This window comes from Arthrobacter sp. B1I2 (assembly GCF_030816485.1).
GTDB lineage: Bacteria > Actinomycetota > Actinomycetes > Actinomycetales > Micrococcaceae > Arthrobacter.
In genome coordinates, this window is the sequence record NZ_JAUSYC010000001.1 from 1,776,170 (window position 1) to 1,790,482 (window position 14,313).

At 63.9% G+C, this 14,313-nt stretch carries 12 protein-coding genes and 1 tRNA gene; 7 read left to right on the forward strand and 6 right to left on the reverse strand.

Annotated features, from left to right (window positions below):
• Positions 1 to 3 precede the first annotated feature (3 nt).
• Positions 4 to 942: a phosphoribosylaminoimidazolesuccinocarboxamide synthase gene (locus tag QFZ57_RS08275; RefSeq protein WP_306899419.1), complete on the forward strand. Its 939-nt coding sequence runs from the start codon at positions 4 to 6 to the stop codon at positions 940 to 942.
• Between the two features lie 50 nt (positions 943 to 992).
• Here QFZ57_RS08275 and QFZ57_RS08280 read toward each other — a convergent pair whose 3' ends face one another.
• On the reverse strand, positions 993 to 2,258 hold the full coding sequence (locus QFZ57_RS08280) for a helix-turn-helix domain-containing protein (RefSeq protein WP_306899421.1): 1,266 nt from the start codon (positions 2,256 to 2,258) through the stop codon (positions 993 to 995).
• A 129-nt stretch (positions 2,259 to 2,387) separates the two neighbouring features.
• On the opposite strand from QFZ57_RS08280, the gene QFZ57_RS08285 reads away from it, so the two are divergent.
• The gene (locus tag QFZ57_RS08285; protein WP_306629969.1) at positions 2,388 to 2,606 is read left to right on the forward strand and encodes a hypothetical protein; all 219 of its coding nucleotides are present in this window, start codon (positions 2,388 to 2,390) and stop codon (positions 2,604 to 2,606) included.
• Between the two features lie 139 nt (positions 2,607 to 2,745).
• On the opposite strand, the gene QFZ57_RS08290 is transcribed toward QFZ57_RS08285, so the two are convergent.
• The 5 genes from QFZ57_RS08290 to QFZ57_RS08310 all read right to left on the reverse strand — a co-directional run bounded on the left by QFZ57_RS08290 (position 2,746) and on the right by QFZ57_RS08310 (position 10,026).
• Positions 2,746 to 2,822, reverse strand: a tRNA-Pro gene (locus tag QFZ57_RS08290).
• 83 nt (positions 2,823 to 2,905) lie between these two features.
• Entirely contained in the window at positions 2,906 to 4,732 is a 1,827-nt protein-coding gene (locus QFZ57_RS08295) for an ABC transporter ATP-binding protein (protein WP_306899423.1), read from the reverse strand.
• Positions 4,729 to 6,537, reverse strand: a complete 1,809-nt coding sequence (locus tag QFZ57_RS08300; RefSeq protein ID WP_306899425.1) for an ABC transporter ATP-binding protein — start codon at positions 6,535 to 6,537, stop codon at positions 4,729 to 4,731. The genes QFZ57_RS08295 and QFZ57_RS08300 overlap by 4 nt, the downstream gene beginning before the upstream one ends.
• A gap of 195 nt (positions 6,538 to 6,732) precedes the next feature.
• Positions 6,733 to 7,677: a metallophosphoesterase gene (locus tag QFZ57_RS08305; RefSeq protein ID WP_306899426.1), complete on the reverse strand. Its 945-nt coding sequence runs from the start codon at positions 7,675 to 7,677 to the stop codon at positions 6,733 to 6,735.
• A gap of 6 nt (positions 7,678 to 7,683) precedes the next feature.
• Entirely contained in the window at positions 7,684 to 10,026 is a 2,343-nt protein-coding gene (locus tag QFZ57_RS08310) for a transglycosylase domain-containing protein (RefSeq protein ID WP_306899428.1), read from the reverse strand.
• A gap of 37 nt (positions 10,027 to 10,063) precedes the next feature.
• On the opposite strand from QFZ57_RS08310, the gene QFZ57_RS08315 reads away from it, so the two are divergent.
• The 5 genes from QFZ57_RS08315 (at position 10,064) to QFZ57_RS08335 (ending at position 14,290) form a co-directional block, all read left to right on the forward strand.
• Positions 10,064 to 10,219 (forward strand): DUF4177 domain-containing protein, encoded by a 156-nt coding sequence (locus QFZ57_RS08315; protein ID WP_009359196.1) that lies wholly within the window; start codon positions 10,064 to 10,066, stop codon positions 10,217 to 10,219.
• A 1-nt stretch (position 10,220) separates the two neighbouring features.
• Entirely contained in the window at positions 10,221 to 10,754 is a 534-nt protein-coding gene (locus QFZ57_RS08320) for a RidA family protein (protein ID WP_306899429.1), read from the forward strand.
• A 13-nt stretch (positions 10,755 to 10,767) separates the two neighbouring features.
• On the forward strand, positions 10,768 to 11,679 hold the full coding sequence (locus tag QFZ57_RS08325; RefSeq protein WP_306629975.1) for an NUDIX hydrolase: 912 nt from the start codon (positions 10,768 to 10,770) through the stop codon (positions 11,677 to 11,679).
• A 59-nt stretch (positions 11,680 to 11,738) separates the two neighbouring features.
• Entirely contained in the window at positions 11,739 to 12,740 is a 1,002-nt protein-coding gene (locus QFZ57_RS08330; RefSeq protein ID WP_306899432.1) for a LacI family DNA-binding transcriptional regulator, read from the forward strand.
• 263 nt (positions 12,741 to 13,003) lie between these two features.
• Positions 13,004 to 14,290, forward strand: coding sequence for an extracellular solute-binding protein (locus QFZ57_RS08335; RefSeq protein ID WP_373461300.1), 1,287 nt, complete (start codon positions 13,004 to 13,006; stop codon positions 14,288 to 14,290).
• Positions 14,291 to 14,313 lie beyond the last annotated feature (23 nt).

The following is a 14,313-nucleotide window of genomic DNA, read 5'->3' on the forward strand; positions in this document are numbered from 1 at the left end:
CCTATGACTGCAACCCCAGAGAACCGCGGCTACGCCACCAAAACCCTGGACCTGCCGGGCTGGACGCACATCTACTCCGGCAAGGTGCGCGACCTCTACGAACCCGCCGACGAGTCCATCCTGCAGCGCCTTGGGCAGGATTGCGTGCTGGTGGTGGCCAGCGACCGGATCAGCGCCTACGACCACGTGCTGTCCAGTGAAATCCCGGACAAGGGGCGGATCCTCACCCAGTTGAGCCTCTGGTGGTTCGACCAGCTGGGTGTGGAACACCACGTGCTCGGTTCCACATTGGAGGACGGTGTGCCGGCTGAGGTCGAAGGGCGGGCCATGATCTGCAAGAAGCTGGACATGTTCCCGGTGGAGTGCATTGCCCGCGGCTACCTCACGGGTTCCGGGCTGCAGGAATACAAGGCCTCCGGTACGGTGTGCAACATTCCGCTGCCGGAAGGGCTGGTGGACGGGTCCAGGCTCGAGCACGCCATCTTCACGCCCTCGGCGAAGGCCCTGGTTGGTGAGCACGACGAGAACATCACCTACGACGCCGTGGTGGCCCTGGTGGGGGACGACATCGCCGGCCGACTGAGCGAGCTGACGCTCAAGATCTACACAACGGCGGAAAAGATCACCCGGGAGCGCGGCATCATCCTGGCCGACACCAAGGTGGAGTTCGGCTACGATGCGGTTTCAGGGTCAATCACCCTGGGCGACGAGGTGCTGACCCCGGATTCCTCGCGTTTCTGGGACGCCGCCACCTATAAGCCGGGCCAGGCCCAGCCTTCCTACGACAAGCAGTATGTGCGGGACTGGCTGACCTCGGCCGGGTCCGGCTGGGACAGGTCCTCGGACACCCCTCCGCCGGCGCTGCCCGCGGACGTGGTGGAGCGTACCCGGAGCAGGTACGTCGAAGCGTACGAGAAGATCACCGGCGAGAAGTTTTCCTAGATCAGACTGAAGCCAGGTAAGCCCGCTCCGGTGGGTTTGCCTGGCTTTGGTCAGCTGGCTTTCGCAGCCGCCTCGGCCCGTTTCTGTGCCAGTTTGATCTCAAGGATCGCGTCCAGCGCCTGCTGGACCCTGTCCTGTGCACCTGCCGCAGCGAAGGCCTTCTGGGCTTCCTCGAGATGCACCAGCGCCTCCTCGGTTTCTCCAGAGGCCTTCAAGGACTTGCCAAGCAGCAGTGAGACCTCCCCGGCTGTGTGCTTGGCGAGCTCCCCACGCTCGGCGTGGATTTCGCGAAGTTTTTCGACGGCGGCAACGATGTCTCCGGTCAGGTACAGCCAGCGGGCTCGAATGAACGCGACCTCGAGCTGATCTGACTTGTTTCCACCGACAATGGACAACGCCAGTTCTGCCCTCTCGATTGATGACAGCGTCTCCGGCTCCACGATGCCCGAGGAAAGCCGAACGGCTGCGGAGGCCTTGTTGAACCGTGCCCACAGTTCGATGTCGTTGGCGGGAGAGAGCAGGCGGGCAGCCCGCTCGTGGTGCTTGACGCCTTCCGCGTAGTCGTGGCGCATAAAAGCCACGTTTCCTACAACCCACGCCACCTCTCCGGCAAGCTGGCTCATTGACAGCTCGTCAACGTGATCGATCATCGCCTGGCAATATTTCCAGGCCTCGTCCAGCCGTCCGCTTTCAGCGAGAGCACCGATCAGAGCATGATGGGCGTTGATGATCAGGGTGGAGCCCTTTGGGAGTTGCTTGCAGAGGTCCACAGCCTGGATCCCCTGGTCCACGGCAAGGCTAAGCTGGCCTTGTCCCTGGTAGATGCCGGCCAGCATCTGGTGGGCCCGAACGGCAAGGCCAGCCGATTCCCTGGCCATGGGGTGCTCCAGCAGGTGCTCCATGATCTTCTGCGCTTCGCGCCAGTTTCCCTGCTTGATGAGGCATTCAGCCTGCATGTACGTCATGTTCCACCACGCACTGGTGTTTCGCCCCTCAAGGGCAATCTTCGCAGCTGTGGCAGCATGGCTTGCTGCCAGGGGATAGTCACGAAGGTCCCACGCCTGCCGTGCGTAGAGGCCTGCCAGGACGTATTCAGCGTCGCTCACGGAAATAGGTTGGCTCCACGCCTCCAGAGCCTTGGGCGCCAACTCCAGCCTCCGCGCCAATTCTTCAATTACTTCAGCCGTCGGTTCCCGGCGGCCGGTTTCGAGCAGCGAAATGTAGCTGGGTGAATACAGGTCCTTGCCCAGTTCGGCCTGCGTCAGTCCACGCTCAAGGCGCTCCGCGCGGAGTTTTTCTCCGAACCCGTTGCCCACGCGTTTCCTCCTTCTGGCCATTTAGGCCCGCCGAATGCTTGACAGCCCCTGTGGAAAATATTTTACAATGTGTGTCAACAAGGACAGTGCTGGCTTTGTAACGAATCCGACTCGTATTGAGGAACTTATATGTTGAAGAAGATCGCAACCGCGGCCGTCCTGGCTGGGGCCCTGGCTTTTTCTGCGGCGGCTCCGGCCGTCCTGTCTGCAGGTTCCGTCGCCGATAATTCGGGTGCGTCGGTAGCTGTAGGTAACTGGCCTGATCCCGCCTCCGGAAAGGTGAAGAAGGACAAAAAGACCGACACCACCGTCACCACGTACGTGGGCAACTGGCCTGATCCCGCATAACCAGCTTCCTCACACCAGGAGGCGAGGGCGGCCCCGGAGCAACAGCTCCGGGGCCGTTCCTTTTAACCTGGAGGATACTGGCTGTGACCTAATTGAGATACAACAAGAGGGTCTCCGCAAGGAGACCCTCTTTTTGTAATGGTCGGGATGACAGGATTTGAACCTGCGACCTCTTCGTCCCGAACGAAGCGCGCTACCAAGCTGCGCTACATCCCGATCCGCTGCAAAAGCAACTTTACAAGGATAGCCGATCCCGGGCCCCTATGCGAAATCCTCGGCCGCCCTACCGAAGACGCGCTTTAGACCAGGGACTCTTTCCACGCCCCGTGCAGGTCGGCGAAGCGCCCGCCGCCGCCGATCAATTCCTCAGGGGTGCCATCCTCCACGATCCGTCCGTCGTGCACCACCAGGACGCGGTCAGCCGTCTCCACTGTGGACAGCCGGTGCGCGATGATCAGCGCCGTCCTGCGTGCCGCCTCCGTGCCGGCGAGCAGCCGGGCCAGCCCGGCCTGCACAAGGCGTTCGGACGGGATGTCCAAAGAGGACGTGGCCTCATCCAGGATCAGGACTGCCGGCTTGGCCAGGAAAGCCCTGGCGAAGCTGATCAGCTGCCGCTGCCCGGAGGAAACCCTGCCGCCGCGCTTGTTGACGTCCGTGTCGTAGCCTTCGGGGAGTTCCAGGATGAACTCGTGGGCGCCCACTGCCTTGGCCGCCTCTTCTATTTCCGCACGGGACGCTTCCGGCCGGCCCAAAGCGATGTTGTCCGCCACCGAGCCGCTGAACAGGAAAGCTTCCTGGGTCACCATCACGATGTTACGGCGGAGGTCGGAAGTGGCCAGGGCACGAAGGTCCACGCCATCAAGGGTCAGTGTGCCTGACGTGACGTCGTAGAACCTGGCAATGAGTTTGGCCAGGGTGGACTTTCCTGCACCGGTCTGCCCCACCAGCGCCACGGTCTGCCCGGCCGGGATCTGCAGGTCCAGGCGGGGGACCACCAGCGGGCCGTCACCGTAGCGGAACTCGACGCCCCTGAAGTCAATGCGCCCAGTGGCGCTGGGCAGGGCCACCGGGTTCTTCGGGGGCCGGACCGTGGGCACCTCTTCGAGGAGTCCGGACACCTTCTCCAGGGCTGCCTGCGCGCTCTGGAACGAGTTGTAGAACATGGCCATCTGGTCCACCGGCTGGAAGAACCGCTTGGTGGAGAGGATGAGGGCCAGGAGTACGCCCACGGCCAGGTCGCCGCCCAGTACGCGGAATCCGCCGAAGAGCAGGACGACGGCCACGCAGACGTTGCCGATCAGCACCAGGCCCGGCTGGAAGATGCCGTTGAGGTTGATGGAGCGGACGGTGACCAGGCGGTAGTCCTCGGCGAGTTTCCCGTAGCGCTCCGAGTTTTCCTTCTCTTTGCGGAACGCCTTCACTGCGCGGATGCCGGTCATGGTTTCCACGAAATGCACGATCAGCCGGGCGGAGACCACGCGGGATTCACGGAAGGCGATCTGGGAGTGCTTCTGGTACCAGCGGGACAGGAAGAACATGGGCACGCCGGCAGCCAGCACCAGCAGGCCGCTCCGCCAGTCCAAGGCAAAGATGGTGACGGCGGTAAAGGCCATGAAGAGCATTCCCGAGGCGAGGGAGCTGACCCCCGAATCGAGGAGTTCGCGCAGTGCCTCCAGGTCCGAGGTTTGCCGGGCGATGATCCGGCCGGAAGTGTACCTTTCGTGGAACTCCAGGCTGAGCCGCTGCGTGTGCCGGAACACGCGCACCCTCAGGTCCAGCAGCATCGCCTGGCTAAGGCGCGCAGTGGAGGTGACGTACAGGGCGGTGAGCCCCGCCGTCGTAATGGCTGCCAGGAGGTAGGCGACGCCGGTGATCACCAGTGGGAGGTTGTCGCCGGCCTGAATGGCGGGAAGGGCATGGTCGATCCCGAAGGCGATCAGCGCAGGGCCTGCCACCCGTGCGGCCTGGGAAAGGACCACCATGGCGATGGTCAGCCAGAACCGTACCCGCACCGGACGGATCAGCGAGCCCAGCAAGGCGAGTGACCGCCGCCGGACGGCCCTGCTGTCGCTCTTGCTGAGGTGGGCGTTGTCTTCGTTGGCGGTGCCGAACGTTGCGCTGCTCATCGGGTCACTTCCTCAGCCTGGTCTTCCAGTGCCGACAGTTCGGAGTCCAGGTCCCGCGGTTCCGGGTCCAGGCTGGCGATGACGTACCGGTAATGGTGGTTGCTGGCCAGGAGTTCCGTGTGCGTTCCGACGGCGGTGATGCGGCCGTCCTCGAGCAGGGCCACCCTGTCAGCGAGGGCCACAGTGGACGGCCGATGGGCCACGATCAGGGTGGTGGTGTCCTTCAGGACCTCGCGGAGCCGCGCCTCCACCAGTTCCTCGGTGTGCACGTCCAGGGCGGACAGCGGATCGTCCAGGACAAGGACGCGTGGGCGGGCGGCGATGGCGCGTGCCAGGGCGATCCGCTGGCGCTGTCCGCCGGACAGGCTCAGGCCTTCCTCGCCGATCAACGTGTCCACGCCCTCGGGCAGGGAGTACGCGAAGTGCGCCTGCGCCACGTCGAGCGCTTCGTCCAGGACCTCCTCGGAGCGGACCGGGGCGCCGAGCAGGACGTTGTCCCGTACGGAGTTGGAGAAGAGCGTGGTGTCCTCGAAGGCCACGCCCACGACCCTGCGCAGTTCCTCCACGTCGAAGTCCCGGATGTCGATTCCGTCGATGGTGATTGCACCGCTGGTGACGTCATACAGGCGGGGCACCAGCTGGATCAGCGCGCTTTTGCCGCTGCCGGTGATGCCCACCAGGGCCATCGTTTCACCGGGCCGGACGTCCAGGTTGATGTCCTTCAGGATTGGCTTATCCGGTGCGTCCTCGAAGGCAAAGGTGGCGTTGTTGAAGTGGAGCGCACCGGCCAGTTCGCTTGGGTTGCGGGGCTCGGCCGGGCTGGTGATGGTGTTCTCCGTGTCCATAACTTCGTAGTGGCGGTCGACGGCGGTCTTGGCAGTCAGTGCCATGGCCAGGAGCATGCCGGAGAACTCCACAGGGGAGGCGATGACAGCCGCGGTGGCGAAGAACGCCACCAGGGCACCAATGCTCAGCTGCCCGCTGGCGCACAGCATGACTCCCACCACCAGCCCGGCTCCCAGCGCGAGCTCGGGAAGCAGGGTGACCACCATGGTGAACGTTGCCTGGTGGCGCGCCTTTTCGATCTCGGTCTGGCGCAGTTCCTCCGCCTGCTCATTGAAGTTTTCCAGGGCCTCGCGGCTGCGGCCGAATGCCTTGAGCACGCGGATGCCGTGGACCGATTCCTCCACGGTGGTGGCGAGGTCGCCGGCCTGGTCCTGGCTGCGCCGTGCCACCTTGCTGAACCGGGTGCGGAACCGGAAGCTGTTGATGGTGATGGGAACGGCGGCGGCGAGGAAGATCAGGGCCAGCTGCCAGCTCATGGCGAACATGGCCGCGATGCCGATAATCACGGTAAGGGTGGTAACCACCAGCATGATGGCGCCAAAGGCCATCCATCGGCGCAGGAAGTTGAGGTCCGTCATGGCCCGGGACAGCAGCTGGCCGGAGCCCCACCGGTCGTGGAAGGAGACCGTCAGGTCCTGCAGGTGGTCGTACAGGGACACCCGCATCCGGGTCTCAACGGTGGTGGCAGGGTTGATGACGAACTGCCGGCGCAGCGCCACCAGTCCCGCTTCGGCGACGCCGAGGACCAGGATCACGGCTGCAGAAGTCCAGACCGCGTCCGGGCTGCCCCCTGGCTGCAGAACAGTGTTGACCAGGACCCTCAACACCTGGGGGATGGTCAGGGCCACGATGCTGGCCAGGAGAGCGCAAAGGAGCCCCAGCAGGAGCCTGGGGATGATCGGCCGGACGTGCGGATAAAGACGGCTGATGGATCGAAAAAATGGAGTCTGCTTGGCCATGCCCGCTTCTCAAGCTCTAAATCGAATGTAGTTTCCTCTAGCAACTACCCTATGCCATGGCGTGAGACGGTTCACAGTAGTCATGGCGCCCGCCGACTGCTTGCCCAGTTATTGCAGACCGTAATCCCGCTTGCCCTATCAGATCTGGTCCCTAAACCCCGGTTATGACAACCACATCTGATGGAGCAACAGGGGTCAGTTGCGGGAGGTAAGGGTCAGCAGGACGGCCTCGGGTTTGCAGGCGATCCTTACCGGGGCGAAGCGCGAGGTGCCGATGCCGCCTGAGACGTTGACCGGCGTCGTGCTTCCGTTGCTTGACCAGTCGTTGAGGCCTTTTGCACGCCAGGTGGGAAGGTCGCAGTTGGCGACGACGGCGCCGTACCCGGGGATGCACAACTGGCCGCCGTGCGTGTGGCCAGCCAGCAGGAGGTCCGCTCCGCTTTCGGTGAAGTGGTCCAGCACCCGCTGGTAGGGGGCGTGGATGACGGCAACCCGAAGATGGTCATTCGCGTCCTGGCTGACCGTTCCGCGCGGCCAGCCGGCATACCGCTCCCGGTTCAGGTGCGGGTCATCGACGCCCGAGAAGTCGAAGCGCATGCCGTTGAGGACCAATGACTGGTGGCGGTTGGTCAGGTCCACCCAGCCACTCATGCCGAAGCCCGAGCGCAGGCGCGGCCAGTCGAGGGCAACCGGCTTGGGCTTCGCCCTGGATGGTCCAAGCAAGTAGGACGCAGGGTTCTTCGGGCTGGGCGCGAAGTAGTCGTTGGAGCCCGGGACAAAGACGCCGGGGAACTGCAGCAGCGGCTTCAAGGCATCCAGCAGCGGGTCCACGGCCTTGACGTGGCTGAGGTTGTCGCCGGTGTTGACCACCAGGTCCGGCCGTAGGTCCGCCAGCGACCCAAGCCAGTCCGCTTTCTTCTTCTGTCCGGGCACGAAATGGATATCGCTCAGGTGCAGAATCCGAAAAGGGGCCCGGCCCGGCGGCAGGATGGCCAGGGTTTCCTCGCGAAGGACGAACTGGTTCTTCTCCCACAGGCCGTAGCCGAACGCAGCCATCCCGGCCGCGGTGCCGGCGCCGGCAGTGACGGCAAAGCCGCGCCCGATTGCGCGGGCGCGGCTTGCCAGGCTATCGATGCTCATGCGCGTTTAGCCGTTTCCTTTTCCGTTGCCGTTACTGTTCCCGTTGCTGCTGGGTGCAGGGGCAGGGGCCGGGGCCGGCGCCTGGGTAGCGGGAGCCTGCGTTGCCTGCGGGGCCGGGGCGGGAGCCTGGGTTGACTGCGGAGCGGTGGTGGCGGGGGTGGTGTTCCGGGTGGTTCCGTTGATCATGTTGCTTGGCGGCGCGGGGAAGGGATTGGTTCCATAGGCGGGAGCGACCTTGGCCATGTAGGTGGAGAACATGGGGCCGGCGATCATGTAGCCGTCAATGCCCTCGTAAAACTTTCCGTTGACAGTGATGTTCTGTCCCGCGCGGTCCTGGGCACCCAGCGGATCGCCGAACCAGGCGGCGGTGGCAAGGCCGGTGGTGTGGCCAACAACCCAGGTGGACCCGTTGTTGTTTGACGTACCGGTCTTGGCACCAATGGGGAAGCTGGTGGTCGTGGAAATCCGCGGCCGGATCAACGAACCCGAACCCCGGTTCAGGACTTCCTGCAGCGCATAGTTCACACCTCGGGCAACCTCTGGCTTGATGGCGTCGCGGCAACTGCTGGTCTGCGCGGGCAGTTGCTTTCCGGTGGCGTCCGTAACCGAGGAGATGGCGATCGGTTCGCAGTACTTGCCGTCGTTGGCGAACGTGGCAAATGCGCTGGCCATAGTCAGCGGCGCGGTCTGGGTGGAACCCAGCAGGTTGCCCAGGGTCATCATGTTCACCTTGGGGTTCGGCTCGCTGCCGTCAGCTGAGGGCAAACCGCTGTGCAGCCCTACGGCATCCACGATCTTCTGGATACCGCAGAAGTCCAGCTGCGCGGCCGAGGCGAACGTCACGGTGTTGATGGAGTTGTAGAGGCCCTCCAGGACGGTCAAGGGACGGTACCACTTGGTCTCAGCGTTCTGCAGGTCATCGGCCGCGTCCAGGCCTGCGTTCTTCTGCGCCGTACTGTAGGCGCCCTGTACCTTGCCGCAGGTGTTCCGCCAGGGGTAGCCCACCGGGTAGACGCGCTGGGCTGCGTTGACCACGGTGTTCATGGTCTTGCCCTCGTTAAGCCACTCGGCAAACGTGAACGGCTTCATGGTGGACCCGGGCTGGGCGCCGCCCATGCCGTTGAGGTCGTTGCCGTCCTTATCCAGCTTGTCCACGTTGAAGTTCAGCTGCGAGTCAAAGCCCTGGCCAGGCAGGAACGTGGTGTTCTGGGCCATGGAGATGATCTTGCCGGTGCCGGGCTGCACGGATACCATCGCCGCGCCCCACTTGTCCGGGTTGGCGCCGGCGGCGGCGTTGGCCTGCTCCTGGGCGGCCGCCTGGGCGCTCGGATCGAGTGTGGTGGTAATGGTCAGGCCGCCACCGTAGATGAGCCGCTGCCGTTCCTTCACGTCCGCTCCGTAAGCCGAATTGTTCTCCAGCAGGTGCAGGATGTAGTCGCAGAAGTACGGGGCAGAGGCCGCGTAGGCGCAGCCCTGCTTGGGCTGGGTGACCTTGGGCTCCACCGGGGTGGCTACGGCGGCATCGTGCTCCGCCTGGGTGATCTTGTTCTGGTTAAGCATCAGTCCCAGCACCAGGTCCCGGCGCTGCTTGGACTTCTCCGGATTCGTGATGGGGTCAAAGGCGGAGGGACTGTTCACCAGGCCGGCCAGGAGCGCTGCCTGCGGCAGGGTCAGATCCTTTGAGGTGGTGCTGAAGAAGTACCGGGAAGCGGCCTCAATGCCATATGCGTCACGGTTGAAGAACACGATGTTCAGGTAGCCCTCAAGGATCTGGTCCTTGCTGAACTCCTTCTCCAGGGCGATGGCAAGCTTCATTTCGCGCAGCTTGTCGCCCACGCCCTTGTTGACACCGTTGAGCTTGATCTGGTCCTCTTCGCCCGCGGCCGCGAGGTTCGAGTTGAGCACGTTGTTGACGTACTGCTGCGTGATGGTGGAGGCGCCCTGCTTGTTGCCGCTCGCAGTGGCGACCAGTGCACGCAGGATGCCGGTGGTGTCAACGCCGCCGTGATCGTAGAACCTGCTGTCCTCGACGGCGATGATGGCTTTCTTCATGTTCGGCGAAATTTGGTCCAGCGGAACCTTGGTGCGGTTCTCCGTGTAGACGTTGGCGATCTCGCTGCCGTCCGCAGCCAGGATCCGGGTGGTCTGGCTCGGGGGATCAACCTTCAGTTCCGCCGGAAGGGAGTCGAAAAAGTCGATGGAACCGCTTGCCGCACTGCCGGAGACGGCCGCCGCGGGGACCAGCAGGCCCGCCACGAGGACACCGCAAATCGCGCTCACACCAAGGAAAAGAAGAATCTTACCCAGTGTGGTGGCAGTGTCGAATAAGGGGTTGTTGCGAGTCGCCATGTTTTCCACTTTACCGGCAACGACTACGCTTTCTCTCATGACCAAATGGGAGTACGCGACGATTCCGCTCATTATCCACGCCACAAAGCAGATCCTGGACCAGTGGGGAGAGGACGGCTGGGAGCTCGTCCAGGTTGTCCCCGGACCTGACGGCAACGGCCTTGTCGCCTACCTCAAGAGGGAGAAGCAGTAGCATGGGCAGCCCCGCAGAAGCCCAGTCCAGCGCCGCAACGGCGCCGGCGTCCGCCGTAGAGCAGCGCCTCGCTGAACTTGGCATCACCCTCCCGGAGGTCGCCGCTCCGGTGGCTTCCTACGTACCCGCCGTGGTCTCCGGCAGCCACGTCTACACCTCGGGCCAGCTGCCGTTTATTAAAGGCAAACTCGAAGCTACGGGCAAGGTGTCGGCCGGTACCGAGGGGTTCGCCGACGAACCCACCGTTTCCCCCGAGGACGCGCAGCGCTACGCAGCGGTGTGTGCTGTCAACGCCCTGGCCGCCGTCAAGAGCGTCATCGGGGACCTGGACCGGATCACCCGGATCGTGAAGGTTGTGGGATTCGTCTCCTCGGATCCTTCGTTCACGGGCCAGCCGGCCGTCGTCAACGGCGCCTCGGAACTGCTGGGCCGCGTCCTTGGTGACGCCGGGCAGCACGCACGTTCCGCCGTCGGCGTTGCCGTTCTTCCGCTCGACTCTCCCGTAGAGGTCGAGCTGATCGCCGAATTCAGCTAAGACCGGACACCCCTTGCCGCATCTCTCACGACGCCTTTTTGCACTTCCCCAGGATCTTGAAGGGGCAGCGCAGAGCTGGCTCGAACACGGCGAACGGACCCCCAGGGCCGCTCGCTATGCCTCATCAGTGGTTCTCCTGCGTGATTCACCCACTGGTTTGGAGACGTGGCTGGGTTACCGGCCCGGCTCTTCGCCGCTGGGTGTCCTGGCATTCCCCGGCGGCTCCCTTGACCCGGCCGACGACGATCCGATGGGTTGGCTTGGCCCCTCACCGCAGCATTGGGCTGAGCAGATGGGAACGGACGACGTCGGGCTGGCGCGACGCCATGTGGTGGGCGCCATCCGCGAACTCTTCGAAGAAACAGGCGTGCTGCTGGCCGGGCCGGACATGTCCAGCACGGTCGAGGCCACATCCACGCCCGAGTGGATGCGTGCGCGCATCGCTGTGGCCGACCAGGAGAAGACGCTTGCCCAGGTGCTGGGCAAGCGCGGCCTCTCCCTGCGCACCGACCTGCTCAAATCCCTCGTCAACTGGCGCAGCCCCGACTTTGCGCACCGCCGGTTCGACACCCGCTACTTCGCCGCCACCCTGCCGCTTGGCCAGGAACCCTCGCTGCTCGAAGGCAAGGGCGTGTGGGGCAGGTGGGTCAACGCGGCACAGGTGATCCAGGAACGGAATACCACAGCCCTGGGTGACGAGGCGGGCCAGGAGAACACCGTGGGCCGCACCCTGGGTGGACTGCTGGTCCCCGGTTCCGAAATCATGCTCGAGAAGATGGCCTCGGCCAACGGCTGCATCGCCTACCTGAGCTACAAGCGCAAGCCCCATGTATATCAGCCCACCCTGGTTGAAGAGGACGGCAAGCTCATGCTCGAAGTCGAGGCCGCCAAGACCGTGGCGGGGGACCACCAGCGCGAACGCTGACGGGCCGGGACCCGGAGTAAAATCGTCAACAAAGCCACACCGGGAGCAAGGGGGCGCCTTTGCGCGCAACGGTCAAGGACGTAGCGCGCCTCGCAGGGGTTTCGCCAAAGACGGTCTCGAACGTCATGAACGGCGTTGTCCCGGTCAGCGGTCCCACCAGGTTCAGGGTGGAACAGGCCATGGCGGAACTGGATTACGTTCCCAACCTATCTGCCCGGGGATTGCGCAACGGCAGGTCGGGTGTGATCGCCCTGGCCTTGCCCGATTTGGCGACCCCCTACTCGGCGGAGATCGCGCACAGCGTCGTGGAAGTAGCCCACGAGCAGGGGTGGAGCGTACAGATCGAGGAGACGGGGTCCGATCCCGCCCGCGAATACGAACTGATGTCCCGGGCACGGTCCAACCTGGTTGACGGGCTCATCCTCAACCCGGTGGTACTGGACGAGAGTGCCGTCAAAGTAGGGGTTTCCCTCCCCCCGGTGGTCCTGCTGGGCGAAGTGTCCCAAAAACTGGCTGACCGTGTATGGGTGGACAGTGTGGCGGCAGCCCGCGACATGACGCTGGCACTCGCCAGGACCGGCAGGCGGCGTATTGCCGTGCTGGGAGCCGCGGAAGGCCGGGGTTCGGCGGCAGCCCTCCTCCGTACCCGTGGTTACCAGGCCGCACTTGAAGAACTTGGCATTGCCTTTGATGACTCATTGATCATCCCCTGCGAAAAGTGGAGCCCGGACACGGCAGCGAAAGCACTGTCCAGCTACCTGGACTCCCAGCCGCTTCCCGAGGCACTGTTCTGCTTCACCGACTCCATGGCCATCGGCGCGCTCAGTGTGCTGTGGAAGCGTGGCATCAGGGTTCCGGACGACGTGGCCGTTGCCGGTTTCGACGATATTGCCGACGCACAGTACGCGGTGCCGTCGCTGACAACCGTGTCCTTCGACAAGCGCCAGGTGGCGGGCGAGGCCTTGCGCCTCCTTACCGAGCGCATGGGCGACCGCGGGGGCCCGCAGAAGGTAGTCGCCATCGACTACAAGGTTGTGGAACGGCAGAGTACGTCCTCCTAGCTTCCGGCAGCTCATCGCAATCTTGGGGCAGGCCGTTAATCGAGACAATCAACTCAGTTTGCGAACGCTAACAATTCTCCATTGCGATAGTCATTACATCGATGTAACGTGAGACCTGCGTCACAGCGGAAGCTGCTGCAGGCAGAGAAGCATGCAGCAGCAAGAGCCTGCGGCGTGGGAATGACTTTCAGCGGACCCATCCAAAGGAGTGACGGGTGAAGCAGTTTGATTTTTTCGAGGGCAGGCAGCTTTCAAGGCGGCAGATGTTGTCGGGAACCGCAGCAATGGGCAGCGTGTTTGCTGCGGCGGCCCTGGCAGGGTGCGGTGGGAACGCCTCCGCTGCCTCTGTCAGGGACATCCAGTTCTGGCATCTCCTGTCCGGCGGCGACGGCATCAAGATGCAGGCCATGATCAGCAAGGCGAATGAGGGCAACCCCGGGTTCAAAGTGCACCCGACCGTCCTTGCGTGGGGCCCGCCCTACTACACCAAGCTGGCCATGGCCTCGGCCGGCGGCCGTCCACCGCAGCTGGCCATCATGCATGCCAGCAGGGTCCCGGGTTATGCGCCCGGTGGACTGATTGACCCTTGGGACCTGGACCTGCTGTCCGAACACGGGGTAACAGCGCAGAGCTTTGCCCCGAGGATCTGGGACAAGAGCCAGAACAATGGCAAGGTCTTTTCGATCGCCTTGGACTCACATCCGTTTGTCATGTTCTACAACCGTGACGTGGCCGGGAAAGCGGGACTGCTTGGCGGCAACGGGCAGTTGCAGGAGGCGCATTCCCCGCAGGAATTCCTTGCCATGGCCCGGGAAATGCAGAAGGTGACGCAGGCCCACGGGCTGTCCTTTGGGTACCTCGGCAGCGGGTCCCAGATGTGGCGCCTCTTCTACACCCTCTACAAGCAGCACGGGGCGGACATGGAGCTCACCCCGGGCAAGCCGATGGTTGCGGACAACGAGGCGGCCATCGAGTCCCTGCAGTTCATGACGTCGCTCTTCGACGACACTGTCGCGGCGCAGAGCGGTGATATCAGCACGGGCATTGCCGAATTCGCCCGCGGCGGTTCAGGCATGCTTTTCAGCGGGGTCTGGGAGCTTCCCACCTTCAAGAAAGCCAAGCTGCCTGTTGATGCCGCCACAATCCCCACGCTTTTCGGGACTCCGGCAGCCTATGCCGACTCGCATTCCTTTGTGCTTCCCCGGCAGTTGAATGTCGATGAAGGGAAGCGGCGCGACGTCTACAAGTTCGTGAGCGACATCCTCAAGGGCTCGCTGTCCTGGGCCGAGGCCGGGCATATTCCCGCCTACCAGCCGGTGGTGCAGTCACAGGCCTACCGCGAACTGACGCCGCAAATCCACTATGCCAACGCCGCGGAGATTATCGCGTACGACCCGGAGGCCTGGTTCAGCGGGTCGGGCTCCGACTGGCAAACCTACTTCGCCGAGACCGTACAGAACGTACTCCTCGGCCGCGACAAGGCTGCTGATGGCTGGGATGCCTTCGTGCGGCGCACCAACACCCTGCTTTCCCGTCCCAACCCGGTTTGAACCGCCAAGCGACATAGGAGTCC